The organism is Mucilaginibacter sp. SG564 (assembly GCF_013149275.1).
GTDB lineage: Bacteria > Bacteroidota > Bacteroidia > Sphingobacteriales > Sphingobacteriaceae > Mucilaginibacter.
The window spans coordinates 199182-215209 of record NZ_JABGNA010000009.1; the positions used below are offsets into that span (position 1 = coordinate 199182).

Below are 16028 nucleotides of genomic sequence, written 5' to 3' on the forward strand. Positions count from 1 at the left end.
CAGAGGCCTGCCCACGACGCTTCGACGGGCTCAGCATGACAGCCATTGAATTTGTCATCCTGAGCATAGCGAAGGATCTGTTCACGACCATGCAAGTCGCACAATTGATGCTTCACTCCGTTCAGCATGACAAACTAAAAGAGATCCCCCCGGGAAACCCATTGTCCTATACTTAATTTTTATACCGGGGCTTCGGCTCCTGATGATTTATTCATGAAAAAATATCTAATTCTATCTATACTATTTATATCATTTTTTACCCGGTCATATGGCCAAACCATCCTGCAGGGAACCATTACAGATGCCAATACGCATGAGGCGCTGGTGGGTGCCTCTGTATGTAAAGCCGATGCCGCTACCGGCGTAAAGCTGGCCACAACCAATGCTAAGGGCCATTTTAGCATCAATGCGCAGGGGATTACCAAACTTAAATTTGCTATGGTAGGTTATAATGCACGCATTGTGGATGTGGCTACGTTGAAAGGGCACGACCTTGACATCGCCCTGGAGCCTTCAACAGTGGATCTGCAACCCGTGGTAGTAACCGCCAGCCGGGAAGGGCAGGCCAGGCAGGATGCGCCTATCGCTATCAGCAAAATAAATTCTACCCAGATCAAAGACGCCAAAGCTACCGCCTTATACCAGTTATTGAACAAGGTAGCCGGTGTTTATATGGTGAACCTGGGTAACGAGCAGCATACCATGGCCATCCGTCAGCCTATTACCTATAACGCGCTTTATTTATATATGGAGGATGGTTTGCCGATACGCCCTACAGGGATCTTTAACCATAACTCGCTGTATGAGATCAATATGTCGGGTGTTAAGGATATCGAGGTGATCAAAGGTCCGGCGTCATCGCTGTATGGTAGTAATTCTATTGGCGGCGCGGTAAACTTTATTACGCAAGGGCCGCCTACGGGTTATGCAGGTAATGTTTCTGTTCAGGGCGATAATTATCACTATCGCCGGGTTGATGCCGATGGCGGTTTTAGCCAGGGCAAGTTTGGTTTGTATGTTGGCGGATATGTGGCTCATCAAAAAGACAGCTGGCAGGATTATTCCGACTTTGACAAGTATTCGGTTAATTTTAAAACCACTTACGATTTTAATGCAACCACGCGTTTAACCACCGCCGTTGCTTACAATTACCTGGATACCCAAACACCGGGCAGTTTGGATAGCACCCGTTTTTACAGCCGTAAATATAGTGCCAACCAACGCTTTACCTACCGCAGGGTAAAAGCTTTCCGGGCAAGCACACGATTGGATCATCAGTGGGATGACAAGAACAGCACTTTCGTAACCCTGTTTTTCCGCGATAATTCTACCGCGCAACTGCCCAGCTATTATATCTCTGATGTACGCGACAATACCGGCAAATATGTAAGCTCGAACGGACAGGTGAACGATCAGAAATTCCAAAGCTATGGCTTGCTGGCCCAGCACCGTGTGGATATTGATTTTCTGCATTCGCGTTTGATTGGTGGTGTTTATATGGATGATAGTCCGAGCTCGTATTATGCCCAGTACCTGAACATTGATAAAGATGTGCAGAACAACTACTACACCGGCTTTACCAATACCGGCAGGTACATTGATAATTACAACATCAAACTGTTCAATACGGCCGCTTACCTGCAATACGAAATAAAACCAGTAGAGGCACTACGTATCGTCGGTGGCCTGCGTTATGACAGGGTACATTATGATTTTACCAACAGCATCCCGGCGGGGCAAACCAAATACAAACAGCAGGAAACCAATAATTTTAATATCCTGGCGCCAAAACTGGGTTTAACTTATGATCTGGGTCATAACAAAGGCTTCTACGCCAACTACAGCGTAGGCTTTCAGCCACCAGAAACCGGCGACTTGTACAGCTCGCGCCAGTTAACACCATTGAAGCAAGCCACTTTTGATAATTACGAAGTAGGCGGATGGTTTTCGGCGTTCAACAAGAAGTTATACTTTGAATTGAGTTTGTTTGATATGGAAGGGCATAACGAGATCATCAGTCAGCTGTTGCCCGATAATACCACCCAAAACCAAAACGCAGGTGCAACCCGTCACCGCGGTGTGGAGTACTCCGTAACCGTGGCGCCGGTGAAAGAATTGACCTTCCGGTTTAGTGGTACCAATGCCCGCCATACCTATGTAGAATACAGCGAAGTACGCACCAGCAATGGCACCAGCACGGTGATCAACTACGACGGCAACCGTATGAACAACGCACCCGCCTGGATAGCCAACTCCGAGCTCACCTACAAGCCGCAGTATCTGCAAGGTTTCCGCATTGCTACCGAGTGGCAGCACATTAACCAGTACTATACCAATCCGGCTAATACCAAAACTTACAGTGGTTACGATATTTATAACCTGCGTTTGGGCTATGATATCAAAAGCAGCGTGATCAAAGGAGCGGGTATCTGGTTTAACGTGATGAACTTAACCAACAAGTTATACGCAACCACAGTAACCAGCAACCAATACGGCGATACGTATAATGCCGCGCCGCCGCGTACTTACACTTTGGGCATCAGTTACTCTTTTTCAAAATATTGATCATGGTATCATCAGCAATAAAAAGTAATTTTTATAAATGGCATCGTGTACTGGGCTTAATAGGCCTGGTACCGGTGATCTTTTGGACATTAAGCGGGCTTTCGCACCCTTTTATGTCAAACTGGTTCAGGCCATCCATTGCCAAAGAGGTTTTTAAGCCTCTGCCGCAAAGCAAAATGCAGCCTGCATTATCGCTCCAACAAGTGATGGATAAGAACAACCTGCATGAGCTGCGGAACTTTAATCTCATCCATTTTAACAAAGGTACCTTTTACCAGGTGCAGGGGCGCGATAGTGTTTATCAATACTATTCGGCTACCGACGGTGTACTGCTGCCCAACGGCGACGTACAGTATGCCGAATACCTCGCCCGTTTTTTTACACAGGACTCTACATCTACCCTGAAAAGCATCCTGCTGCAAACCACTTTCGACGCGCAATACCAGCCCATCAATCACCTGCTGCCCGTTTGGAAAGTTTCCTTTAACCGCCCCGATGGCATGGATGTTTACGTAGAAACAGGCCATAACCGTATGGGCACTTTTAATAACCATACCCGGAAAACCATGCTTTGGGTGTTTGAACAGTTCCACACCTGGCAGTTCCTGGCCGATATTGCCGGCGATACTTTTCGCAACGCGTTCCTGCTGGCTATCATGTGCGTGATGCTGTTTTCGCTTATCAGTGGCCTAACCATCTACGGTTTGTTCTGGAAAAAGTTCAAAACCATACAGCAAAACCGTAAAGCCAAAGGCAGGGAGGACAAACGCTTTGTGCACCGCTTTCACCGGCAGATAGGGCTCATCGTATCTTTTGTGATGTTCACCTTTGTGGTAAGCGGGGCTTTTCACCTGTTTGTAAAACTATATCACAACGAACCGGCTAAAGCTGACTATGGGCAGGTGATCAACCGTAAACAATTAGCTGTTTCCAACCTCAACTTACCCATTGCCGATAGCACCATCAAACAAAGCGGCTTGGTAAGTTTTAATGGCAATACTTTTTACCAGGTGGTCGACAACAAAAAAGAGGTGCTTTACTTTGATACGCAAACCGGCAAAGAACGCGAATTAGCCGACGAGGACTATGCCCGCTTTTTAAGCACCTATTATCACACTGCGGCCTCGGGTTTAAAAACATATAAAGGCCGGGTAAAGGTAGATGTGATCAAGCAGTTTAATAACGAATACGGCTTTATCAACAAGCGCCTGCCGGTTGCCCGGGTTAGTTACCCCAACGGCGACAATTGGTACATCGAAACTACCTCATCAAAGCTGGCTGCCAAAGTTGCCGGTATCGACAGGGCCGAAGGTTTATCCTTTATCTTCCTGCATAAGTATTTTGGTATGAGCTGGGCTGGTAAGGATATCCGCGACATCGTGAGTATGCTTGCCGCCCTGGGTGTGCTGGTGGCATCGCTGTTTGGCTTTGCCGCATTTTTAAAAAATAAATAACCATGAAAAGATCAATCATTATTTTGTGTTTAGCGGTATGGTCATTGGGAACCATCACGGCTTGCAGCAACGGCCCTAAAGCCACAGAAAAGCATCAAAAGAAAAGCAAGTACACCTGCACCATGCACCCCGACCTGAGTTTCGACAAACCCGGCGTTTGCTCCAAATGTGGCATGGAACTGGTGGAAAGGGATACGACGGAGTAATAGTTGAGTCGACTCACCCGACCATCGCTACGCTTGGTCACCCTCTCTTCGGTTTTGCCGGAAAGAGGGGATTTAAAAATGGATGAAAATAAAAGAAAAAATTTCCCATGCCCTCTTTCCGCCGAAGGCGAAGAGAGGGCCGTCCAGCGAAGCGCCGACGGGGTGAGTCGTCGCCATTATGCTGTCATGACATACGGGGTTTTAAACTTCGTATGTCTTATTTCTTGATTCTTATTTCTTGCCTCTTCTTCTACTTCTTCCTCAACAAGGTTGTATGCGCTTTGGTATCACCCACGGCAATATCAACCCCGATTGAATCATCATAAAATTTACCGGTATGGGCAATTTCCATGTCGCTCAGTGTTACAGTGAATTTGAAATCGTTGCCGGTTATTTTACCGTCGTCAATAGGCAGGTCGCCTTTGGGGGTTTTGGCTGTTCCGGTTAATTTATCGCCTTCGATCTTAAAGTTGTACAACAGCGGATAAACCTCGCCGGTTTCTACTTTTAAAGTACCTGTCCATAGGCCCGAAAAATCGGCGATAGCGGCGAAACCGGCTAAAAAGCAGCAAATTAATAAGGCGGTTATCAAAAATGTCCTTTTCATGTGGTTGTTTTTTCGATACTTAAAGTTAGTCCCTCAATTATAACTCATGGTGAACAGGAGGTTAAATTTCAATGTACCTAACGCTATGTTATTGTTAAAAAAACAATAATTGTTAAGCATACATTTTATGGCTTAATGCTGTATCTTAGTTGCTCCTGAATTTTCAAAAAGAGAGAACTGTTAAACCTGTTAAATTACCCTGAATGAGAAAACTACTTTTACTTGTTTTGCTTGCCGCGGGCTTCTCAAGCGTCCGTGCGCAGCATGTATCCCTTGCCAAGGGATGGAAACTGGCCGTTGGCGATTCGACACAATGGGCCTCGCCAACGTATAATGATCAGCATTGGAAAGAGGTTAACGTAGCCCACAGCTGGGAGCAGGAAGGCCATCCCGGTTATGATGGTTTTGGCTGGTACCGCATCCATGTGGTAATCCCCGCATCATTAAAAGAAAAAGCATTTTTGAAAGACAGTCTGCGGATTAACCTGGGCAGTGTTGATGATAACGACGAGGTTTTCCTGAATGGTAAACTGATAGGCCGGTTCGGCGGCAAAACCGGCGACATTAAAACCGGTGGTTTTTATGGTCCGCGTACGTATACTATAGCCGCCAATAACCCGGCTATTTTGTGGGACAAGGAGAATGTTTTGGCCGTTCGTATTTTTGATACCGGCGGCGATGGCGGCATCTACGGTACCAACTTTAGCATTGGCATGGCCGATGTGATGGATCATGTAACTGTAAACACCGAAGCCGATTTTGAATATGGCGAGCATCAGAGCTTGAGCAAATCGGTAAAACTGATCACTACCAATCATTATGATTACAACGGTAAGCTGGCCTTTAGAGTGACCGATCCCGAAACCAATGCCGTTTTATACGAAAAAACAAATGACGCCGCCTTTACTTTTGGCAAGCCATTTACCTATTCGTTTAACATAGCCCGTTTAGAGAAAAAATCATACACTATCACCTATAATTTTACCGACGAAAAATCGGGCAAGGAAATAACCCACACCGAAACAACACCTTACTTGCTCACCCCGTATCCATCGGCCAAACCCAAAATAAATGGTGCCGAAGTTTTTGGCGCACGCCCGGGTAACCCTTTCTTATACCTGATACCGGCCACCGGTCAAAAGCCTTTAATTTATAAGGCGCAGGGGCTGCCCGATGGTCTGAAACTGGATGCAGCTACGGGCATCATCACCGGCGCGGTTGCCCAAAAGGGCACGTATCTGGTAACCTTTACCGTGAGCAACAGGCTGGGTAGCAAAACAAAAGCCTTCACTATTATTATTGGCGATAAAATTGGCTTAACACCGGCACTGGGCTGGAACAGCTGGAACGCCTGGGGTTTAAGTGTGGATGATAAAAAGGTACGCACTTCGGCAAAAGCCATGGCCGACAGGCTAAGCGCGCACGGTTGGGCCTATATCAATATCGACGACGGCTGGGAGGCCGAACAACGCCAGACTGATGGTAAAATAACGGCTAATAGTAAGTTTCCGGATATGAAAGGACTTACCGATTATGTACACAGCCTGGGCTTGCGTATGGGGATCTATTCGTCGCCGGGGCCGCGTACCTGCGGCGGTTTTCTGGGCAGCTGGCAACATGAAGACCAGGATGCGCAAACTTATGGTGATTGGGGCATCGACTACCTGAAATACGACTGGTGTGCCTACTCCGAAATAGAGCCGCATCCTGATCTGGCCGCGCTTAAAAAGCCGTACCAGGTAATGCGTAACTCTTTGGATAAAATAAACCGCGATATCATGTACAGCCTTTGCCAGTATGGCTGGGGTAAGGTATGGGAGTGGGGTGCCGAGGTAGGCGGCAATAGCTGGCGCACCACCGGCGATATTCAGGATACCTGGCGCAGTTTATCGTCTATAGGTTTTAGCCAGGATAAAGCCGCTCCATTTTCTCAGCCGGGCCACTTTAATGATCCCGATATGCTGGTAGTAGGTAAAGTAGGATGGGGGCCGAGCCTGCATAATACACAGCTCACTTATGATGAGCAGTACACGCACATTAGTTTGTGGAGCTTGTTATCATCGCCATTATTAATTGGTTGCGATATGGGCCACCTGGATAGGTTTACGTTGAATTTGCTTACCAATGATGAGGTACTGGCTATTGATCAGGACGCTTTAGGCAAAGGTGCCAGCCAGTATATCAAAAAAGACGATTACCAGATCTGGGTAAAGGAACTGAAAGATGGCGGCAAGGCCATCGGCCTGTTCAACCTGTCCGACAAGTACCAAACCATCAGCCTGGATAAAAATGATGCTGCCTTAAAAGGCTACACCAAATTCAGAGATGTGTGGCAGCAAAAATACGTGATCACCACCGGTAAAGATTTCAGTGCCAAAGTAGCGCCTCACGGTGTTATGCTGATCAGGGTGGAGAAATAGCTATTTGACTAAACATCATGTCATTGCGAGGAGAGACGACGAAGCAATCTCATTGCCTTCAATATGCAAGCGAAGAGATTGCCACACTATCGCTCGCAATGACATGTTTTTTATGCAATTCTATATTCAAATAACTGGTAACAGTCTGTTTTCTCTTCCCCGTCAGCAGATAAGCTTCGGGCGAAAGCGGGCAGAACAATGCAGGGCGGTGCGGATGCGGGGATAGCAAGTTTTTGCTGAAGTGTAGGGTTGCGCGAACGAAGTAGGGCAAAATAATTGCAGCCCTGGTTCTGTCCGATTTGCGGGGCAAAGGCTAAGAGCGCAAAGAAGCATTTCTGCTGAAAGCCTTTTGGTTACTTTGTGGCTACAAAGTAACTGGCCCTCCCGCGGCCAAGAGCGGGTATACGCCCGGCTAAACGACTCCTGTATAAGGTGAGTCACGCTACGCAATGACGCACGGGATTTAACCTACTCCGGTGTTTCGTAATAATAAATAGGGGCAAAAACGCCTTCGCTGGTAGTATAATACGCTTTACCATCAGGGGTGAAACCTATCGCTTCACCTTGTTTTTCAACCTTATAATGCAGTTCATCAGGTTTCCTGAGCATGGTTTCCCATATGTGCTCTTTGGGCTCGCGTTTCCAGTAATAAACCTTTTCATAGCTTTTCAGCAGAATTTGCTTGCCATCTTTGGATATGTCGCCGGCGGTGATCCATTTAAAAGGTTTAAAGCCAGAAAAAAACAGTTGAGCACGTTTGGTGAGGGTAACAGTATCCTTAGCATTATACATCAGCGGTGTGGTATAAACCGATACGGTATCCCTTCTTTTGCTTACAATACACAGCAATTCTTCAACCGGGTCAAGCATCAGGGTTTCGGCATCTTTTGGGCCATCGGGGTATTTCAAATAAAGCGGTTCGGCTTCGGCATGGGTGAGGCTGTCGGTTGCCCATGATCTTTTTTCGCGGATCCGGTAAATGGTGATATATGGCCATCTGCCCGCATTGTCGCCAATATCGCCTATATAAACGTAGCTTTTGCCTTTGGCTGGTCCCGGGCCTACTGCAATGTCTTCACAATCGCGTACACCTAAAGGTATATCCTTTGAGCCGGTAAAGTAAATAGTGGTTTTTAATTTTCCATCGGGAGTTATCGCAAAAAAGCGACTGGTATCACCACTGTCGTTATGTACATAATAAATGCCGGGGTTGATGGTTGAGGCGGCTATACCCGATGTCTCATCCATTTGTTTACTTTGGAGCGTGCCAGATTGCGCAACCTTGTCAAATAGCCTGTGCTTGGCAAAGGCCCCCACAAAAATAAGGATGACTAAGGGTGCTATTAATTTTAATTTTTTTGATCTGGACATCTTATTTGTTGCGAATAATAACGCAAATTAACCAAAATATTATGAAGATAGCATTAAATAAATGCCTTGGATTATAAGTAAATGGTTGGTGAGCAATAAATTAGGGGCAATAAGCTGTTTGTCAGAAATGCTTCTTAAAGTAAGAGCCTATGAAAATGCATAGCAGATAAATGATGTGCTGAAAGAGGGATGTCACGTTGAGCTCCGTTGAAGGGTAGAGCGCAGAGGCCTGCCCGCCATGCTTCGACGGAGCTTAGCATAATACCCAATCAAAAAGCCAAAGCCCTGTGCGATTCCTTCCCTCGGGAAGGGGAGGAAGGGGTTTATGGAACGGGATAATCATCGCGCGTATAAATCCCTCCCTACCATTAAAACTGCAAGTGTTTTAATTTAAATGCTGGGTGGGCCGTTCAAACTTTTGGAAGGGCATTTTAACCGCGCCAACAAAAGTTCCGTTTAATTCCTCGTTCATATGAGTGTCAATCCCAAATACAGTTTCCTCCTGGCTTAGTTTGCCAAAAGTGCCAAAAAGCCGGTCCCAGATGCTCAGCACATCACCATAATTGCAATCGGTATAGGGTAACTGATAATGGTGGTGCACATGGTGCAGGTTGGGGGTTATAAACACCAAACCTACTATGCGGTTAACTTTTTCGGGTAGCCTGAATTTCGTATGCGCGATGATATTGGAGAAAGATTGAAACGTTTGACGCAAAATTAAAACGCCAATAGCCGGGCCGCAAATAAATACCCACAGCATCAGGAAACAAGTGCGTATACCGGTTTCAAAAGGGTGTTCGCGGGTGGTAGTGGAAACGTCAACATTCAGATCGCTGTGATGTACCAGGTGAAATTTCCATAGGGCTTCAACCTTGTGCATGGTCACGTGGTAAATATATTCGCACAGATCAAGCAGTACAAACAGACTGGTATAATATACCCAGGGGTTTTTATAATACGGAATAAAATTGATGAGCCCCCAATGATGAGCTATAGTCCATTTAGATATCAGGATAACAAAGGTAGTTAAAGCGAGTTGTATGGGTAACGCGGTGAAGATAAACAAAGCGTTTACCGTAGAGTGTTTCCACTTGCTGAGGGTGCCTTCTGATGAAACCATTGCTTCGGCAAACCATAAGCTCGTGATGATGCCTGCATATAAAATTACCTGGGTAAGATCTTCGTGATGTGAGAAAAAGGAACGCAATTCTGCCATTTATCGAATTAAATTAATAGGGATTTAAAGGTAAGTTAATTTAGCATCAATCAGATATTTGATCTTTTTGTCTTCATCATTTGTTCATTTTTGGGAAGGGGATTTGAGTATCTCTCATGGAGATAATAGGAAGGTAAAATGCCTGGGAAATGTGTGATTTCCTCCCTTGGGGGGAGGAAGCTTTTTCTATGATGATAGCATAAACCCCTTCTCAGGTTTGCGCTCGTTTGCACTACAGGTGTTGGGAATACGGAAAAAGAGCGAAGGATGGCGCGATTCCCCTCTTGAGAGGGGTGGAGGGGTGTGTTCTCTGCTTCATAAACACACCCTGCCACTGCACAAGTCTGCGCGCCCCCTCTCAAGAGGGGAAATGTTATGCAACAAAAAAAGGCCCTTAAAAGGGCCTTTTCAAATGCTTTTATAATTTATACCTGGCTTGGTTCAAGCTTAGGTTTTACAGCTTCGGCGCGGGTCATGTCGATATCCGGTTTGGATATATCGGTTAACGCAACCTTGCCGCGTTCTTTACGCAGGATACGGTTAAATAAGGATATCTCGCGATCAAACAGGAAACGGAAAAATAATTTTGTCCATGAAGTATGATAGTGCAGGGTATCATAATACTCAGGTGCTGTTTTTTTGATCTCTGGTAATTTATTCCATGGAATTGACGGAAAGTCATGATGTTCGTTATGGAACCCCACATTGAAAGCTACCACGTTAAAATTGCCATAATAGCTGTAGGTTTCCTGTTCTTCGGTGTGAGTAAGGTAATGCTCCTGTATCCAGCGGGCGCCCAGTGGATGTAAACCAACCGAGAAAGAAAAGCTTAACAATAAGAAAGCAACTGCCGGCCAGCCCATAAAATACCATATGGCGGTAGTAAACACCACCTGTAGTACAAAGTTGGTCAGTATCCAGCCATCAAACGGGTGTATTTCTCTTAATCTTGATAAACGGAAAAGTTGGAAAACCGGGAAGAATAGTAACCACATGGCTTTACCAAAAAAAGAATTGCTGATCAGTTTTGCTTCCCATTTGTTGGGCAAATCGGCATCAAGCTCATGTACACCCTGAAAAGAGTGGTGTTTAATATGGTATTTTTCGAACGATATAGCGCTTGGCAATATTTGCGGTAAATTGGCAAACATAGAGGCCCAGCGATTAGCATTACGGTTTTTAAATAACAGCTGATGGGTGCATTCGTGTATCATTACAAACAAGGCATGATCGGCAAAAGCACCTAATAAATAAGCTGCCCCAAAAATGATCCACCAGGATTGGTCACGAACAAACCAGGCTAAAACTACCTGAAATACCACCAGACCAATGATAGCCCATATGGTTTTTGGGTTCTTGCCAATCAGTTTACGTAGCTCCGGAAATTGCTTTAGGATTTTTTTTGTACGAATACGATGAGGTTCAGACTCCTGGGAGTAAACAAAATCAGTTTTTTTAATCATATAGTTTATAAACGCTAAATATAATGAAAACGTGTTTAAAGTATCATTTTTTTGTAAAAAATTTTCGTTAAAGATCAAACTTCATAAACATTTCATGAATATTTTATATAAAATTTACTTTGCCGATACCTGAACACCAATGCTTTAAGCATGTTAAACTTCAAACGGGATGTAAACCGGCCCCCGCAAAAATTCAGGTAGATAACTCAGGCTATAAATTTTACATCAACACCTGTAGGGATTATTTTATTGGTGTTATTGCTGTGATCAGATCTATAATAAGCGTTCCCGAAAGTGCAGAAATTTTTCATGATATTGAATTAAATTGTTGTTTATTTTTATTTACAACACTTTCATTGGTTTTTACCCTTATTCTGGTTAGATGGTATTTTATTAATTATCGCCAATTATTGGCCAAGCTACAGCATCAATTTGTAGACATTCTGTATTCACCAGATTTGCTACAGTTTTGATCCGGAAGTTTGCATACCGGCACTGGATATTCTATATAATATTGCGTGTTTTTGTATAAACAGCAGCCCGGTTTTCCTGATAACAAAGGAAACCGGGCTGTTTGGTTAAAGGAAAATACAACAACCAAACCGACCGTTCGGTATGTTGTTATTTGGTAGGCAATAAATTAATACTTTTTAAACTTTTAAAAGCCGTCAATAATTTCGTTAAAAAGTGTTAAAATGGATTAAAACTTTATTAAAACAGACAATTAAAGAGCTTTTTTAGCCCCTTTTTGAACAAAAAATTGTTAAAATACCAGGTTTAAAAAGTTTTTGCACAAAAGAAACCTATAATAAACCGTAAAACTCATAACATTAAACTCAAAAATTATGTGGTGGATCTATGCTTTATTTTCGGCCCTGTTTGCCGCCCTTACCGCGATATTTGCCAAAGTAGGCATCAAAGGCGTTGATACCGACCTGGCAACCGCCATACGCACGGTAGTGATACTGATACTGGCCTGGGGTATTGTGCTGTTTAAAGGGAGTAATCAGGGTATCAGTAGTTTATCCAAAGTAAACTGGACGTTCCTGGTGCTTTCGGGTTGCGCTACCGGGCTTTCGTGGATCTGTTATTTTAAGGCACTGCAACTGGGCAAGGTATCGCAGGTGGCCCCGGTTGATAAACTGAGTGTGGCCATCGCTATTGTTTTATCGGTGATATTTTTAGGCGAACCCCTTACCTGGAAAACAGCATCGGGTGCGCTGCTCATCATTGGCGGTACTTTGGTGCTTATTTTTTAAGGTTTTGTAGCAGGTATTTTACGTTGGGTTAATCATATTGTAACAAATACACAACAATTGATAAAATTCAGTTTTAATCCAATCTTTCTTGGCAAATTCGCGGGTTGAATAATCCTTTTACCATTCGAATGAAGCCCGTTTTTATACTATTTTTATTTTTAGTTTTTTTTGTAAATGTTCAGGCCCAGGTTAACCCCGCTGCTAAAGGAAAAATAAGCGGTAAAGTTACCGATGCCACTAATAAACAGCCGGTTGATTATGCCACTGTTTCCGTTTATAAGCAAGGCAGCGCGTCGCCTTTTAATGGTATCAGTACCGATACCAAAGGAAATTTTACAATTGATCATATTCCCGCTGGTGAGTATAAAGTTACGGCCGACTTTTTAGGCTATCAACGGGCTACTATAGAGCATGTGATAGTAAAAGATGGTAATGTATCCATCGGCGAAATAAAACTAAGCCCGGTGCCGCATCAGCTTCAGGGGGTAACCATTACGGCCAAAACGCCGACGGTTGAAAATAAGATCGATAAGATGGTGTATAACCCGCAAAACGATCTGAGTGCTCAAGGTGGTGTCGCTATCGATATATTAAAGAAAGTACCGCAAATAACCGTTGACATTGATGGTAATGTGGAATTGCAGGGTAATGCCAATATCCGCTTCCTGATCAACGGTAAGCCTTCCAGTATTTTTGGAGCAAGTTTGGCCGATGCGCTGGCCAGCATTCCGGCCAGCCAGATCAAGAGTATTGAGGTGGTTACCAGCCCGGGTGCTAAATATGATGCTGCGGGTACCGGTGGTATTGTAAACATTATATTAAAGGACAGCAGGGTAGAAGGGGTGAATGGCAGTGTTAACCTGTCGGCAGGTACACGCCGCGAAAATGGATCATTTAACCTTAATGTTCGCAAAGGCAACTTTGGGGTGAACGCTTTTTTTAGTGGTAACGCGCAGATCAACAGCAACTCGCCCAATACCCGTAACCGTGATTCCAAAGATTCGCTAAATAACAATACCAACCTGTTTCAGCAGGGTAGTAATAACTTTAAGCGTAACGGCTATCAATCGGGCCTGAACTTTACCTGGAATATCACCAAGCATGATGATCTGACGGCTTCCATCGGGTTTAATCATTTTGGTAACCATGGCGATGCCATAACCAATGAAGAGTCGCGCAAAACAAGTCCGGGTGGTGCTTTGCTTTCAGATACAAGCGATATCCGCCACTCCAACAGTAAATTCAATGGTACCTCTACCGATGTTAGCGTGAGCTACAAAAAAACGTTTGATAAGGAAGGGCAGGAGCTTAACGTGTTGTATACCTCCAGCTTTGGTAATAATAGTTTCAGCTCGTTCCAGCAGCAAGATTATCTGAACAATGTGAAACCTTCAACGGGTATATCAAATACCAACCCGGGTAAAGATCATGAAACCACGGTTTCTGTTGATTACACGCACCCGGTAAGTAAAACTTTCACTATTGAAACTGGCGGCAAGCTCGATTTTAACAATATCAATAATAGCGTAGCTACTTCGGTATTATCACCAGATGGCGTGTTTGAACCAAGCCCGGGCCAAACCTATAGCTTTAAGTACGATCGTAAGATATATGCCTATTATTTGTCGGCTTCCGCGTCGTTATTTAATAGCTTTCTGGATGTAAAAGGTGGTTTACGGGATGAGTACACCGTTACAACAGCCGATTTTCAGGGCGTTAATATCCCCAATTATAATATCCTGGCGCCATCGCTCGTATTCTCGCATAAGCTTGATGCTACGCAATCTGTTAAGTTGAGCTATACCCGCAGGATACAGCGCCCGGACTACGGTGATCTGAACCCGTTTTTAAATATCAGCGATGTGCACAACATCAGCACAGGTAACCCTAATCTGAAACCCGAGAAGGGGGATAATTTTGAACTCGGGTACAATAAAAGCTTTGACAAAGGAGCTAATATTAATATTGCTGCTTTTTATCGCCGTAATACAGATGATATACAGTCGTTCACTACTTTTTACACTACATTGGATGTAAATGGTACTACGTATACCAATGTATCCTACAACCAGCGATACAATTTAGGATCAGAGACCCGCACTGGTATTAACATTTATGCATCGGTACCGGTTACCAGTAAATTGAGTTTGCGTACCAATATGATATTTAGCGACAGAACCAGCAATAACCCGGGTTTTACAAGCGTAAGTGCTTTTGCTTACCGTCTGAATTTGAATGCTCAATATAATTTCGGACACGACCTGAGCGCAGAGTTTTTTGGCAATTACAATTCATCGCAGAAGGGTATACAGGGAACCAACCCTAAATTTGTTTTCTATAACCTGGCCATGCGCAAAATGTTCATGAACAAAAAGGCCAGTATTGGGCTTACTGCATCAAATCCGTTTGCCAAATATGTTAGCCAGAGTTCGTCTACATTCGGAAACGGTTTTTACCAAACCAACCTGCGCCTGGTGCCTGTACAATCATTCGGTATCAGCCTAAGCTACAAATTTGGCAAGCTTGATTTTAAGAAAGATAACAGGGATAACAAGGATGATGATAACATGAATAACAACTCTGATAATCCTCCTTCAACAGAAAAGCCTAAAGATGGTAACGGTGGAGGCGGTAAAAGTAAATAAACCAAAAAGCGATGCCGAGATGATCTCAGCATCGCTTTTTGCTATAGCACTTTAAAATAAGAGCTGTATTTTTTATCCGTTTTTGATCAGGATACTTTCAATAATAAGAGTGGCATCTTCACAGCTATCGGTAGCGGTTTCCATCGCCATAAATACGTCGGTGTATTTAATGAGTTGAATAGCATCCTTTTCATTGGCCAGCAGATCGGCAAAGGCTTTATTGTAAACGGTATCAGCCTGGTATTCCAATTTTTTGATACTGGTGCAAAGTTCAAATATCTGCGCCGAATTACCCAGGTTATTCATGGCGTTGATCGCTTTTTCGAGCTCGGTGCTGGTTTGCAGTATCAAGTTGGCCAGGCTCAGCATAGGTGCTGTTATTTTAGGCACATCATATAAATGTATACGGCGCGATGCCATAGCTATGCTATCGGCAACATCATCAATAGCGGCTGCCAAATCGCACATATCCTTACGCTGAAAGGGTGATATCAGCTGTTTACCTGATTCTGAGAATACCAGGTGAGTGATCTCGTAACTTTTTATCTTTAATTTGTCGATATGGGTGAAATTGTATTTTTGCTCAAAAACATCTTTTGAGTTTACAGCCATATCCAGCAATTTAGCCATTTCGGCTACATTGGCTGCCGCTCTGTTAAACAAGTCATAAAAAATCTTATTGGAATTTGGAAGTATCGACATACACTGAACTTTATGATCCTTTTTTTATTAATATCATTAAACTAAAATGTTGTATTTTAGTTGATTAACTTGCTTAAGTCCTCAATAATATTTCGCCTAAATGTAGAGATTAATTTGCGC

At 44.0% G+C, this 16028-nt stretch carries 11 protein-coding genes; 6 read left to right on the top strand and 5 right to left on the bottom strand.

Translation table 11 applies throughout. The features are described from left to right. Positions 1-213 precede the first annotated feature (213 nt). The 3 genes from FHW89_RS21440 to FHW89_RS21450 are packed head-to-tail and all read left to right on the top strand — an operon-like array spanning position 214 to position 4225. On the top strand, positions 214-2565 hold the full coding sequence (locus FHW89_RS21440) for a TonB-dependent receptor (RefSeq protein WP_172337096.1): 2352 nt from the start codon (positions 214-216) through the stop codon (positions 2563-2565). A 2-nt stretch (positions 2566-2567) separates the two neighbouring features. Next, a complete protein-coding gene (locus FHW89_RS21445) occupies positions 2568-4019 on the top strand; it encodes a PepSY domain-containing protein (RefSeq protein WP_172337097.1) in 1452 nt (483 codons plus the stop codon). Between the two features lie 2 nt (positions 4020-4021). After that, positions 4022-4225, top strand: coding sequence for a heavy metal-binding domain-containing protein (locus FHW89_RS21450; RefSeq protein ID WP_172337098.1), 204 nt, complete (start codon positions 4022-4024; stop codon positions 4223-4225). A 250-nt stretch (positions 4226-4475) separates the two neighbouring features. Here FHW89_RS21450 and FHW89_RS21455 read toward each other — a convergent pair whose 3' ends face one another. Beyond that, positions 4476-4832 (bottom strand): hypothetical protein, encoded by a 357-nt coding sequence (locus tag FHW89_RS21455; RefSeq protein ID WP_172337099.1) that lies wholly within the window; start codon positions 4830-4832, stop codon positions 4476-4478. A 203-nt stretch (positions 4833-5035) separates the two neighbouring features. Between FHW89_RS21455 and FHW89_RS21460 the strand changes: the two genes are divergently transcribed. Next, complete coding sequence (locus tag FHW89_RS21460) at positions 5036-7252, top strand: putative Ig domain-containing protein (protein ID WP_172337100.1); 2217 nt, start codon at positions 5036-5038, stop codon at positions 7250-7252. 468 nt (positions 7253-7720) lie between these two features. Here the strand turns inward: FHW89_RS21460 and FHW89_RS21465 are convergent, their stop codons facing one another. From FHW89_RS21465 to FHW89_RS21475, 3 genes are all read right to left on the bottom strand, one after another. After that, positions 7721-8623 (bottom strand): hypothetical protein, encoded by a 903-nt coding sequence (locus FHW89_RS21465; protein WP_172337101.1) that lies wholly within the window; start codon positions 8621-8623, stop codon positions 7721-7723. Between the two features lie 385 nt (positions 8624-9008). Then, positions 9009-9839: a sterol desaturase family protein gene (locus FHW89_RS21470; RefSeq protein WP_172337102.1), complete on the bottom strand. Its 831-nt coding sequence runs from the start codon at positions 9837-9839 to the stop codon at positions 9009-9011. Between the two features lie 425 nt (positions 9840-10264). Continuing rightward, positions 10265-11302, bottom strand: coding sequence for a fatty acid desaturase (locus tag FHW89_RS21475; protein ID WP_172337103.1), 1038 nt, complete (start codon positions 11300-11302; stop codon positions 10265-10267). 845 nt (positions 11303-12147) lie between these two features. Between FHW89_RS21475 and FHW89_RS21480 the strand changes: the two genes are divergently transcribed. Both FHW89_RS21480 and FHW89_RS21485 read left to right on the top strand, forming a co-directional pair. Continuing rightward, entirely contained in the window at positions 12148-12561 is a 414-nt protein-coding gene (locus FHW89_RS21480) for an EamA family transporter (protein ID WP_172337104.1), read from the top strand. Positions 12562-12689: 128 nt separating this feature from the next. Beyond that, on the top strand, positions 12690-15206 hold the full coding sequence (locus FHW89_RS21485; protein WP_172337105.1) for an outer membrane beta-barrel family protein: 2517 nt from the start codon (positions 12690-12692) through the stop codon (positions 15204-15206). 72 nt (positions 15207-15278) lie between these two features. Here FHW89_RS21485 and FHW89_RS21490 read toward each other — a convergent pair whose 3' ends face one another. Continuing rightward, positions 15279-15908, bottom strand: coding sequence for a DUF47 domain-containing protein (locus tag FHW89_RS21490; RefSeq protein ID WP_172337106.1), 630 nt, complete (start codon positions 15906-15908; stop codon positions 15279-15281). Between the last annotated feature and the right edge of the window lie 120 nt (positions 15909-16028).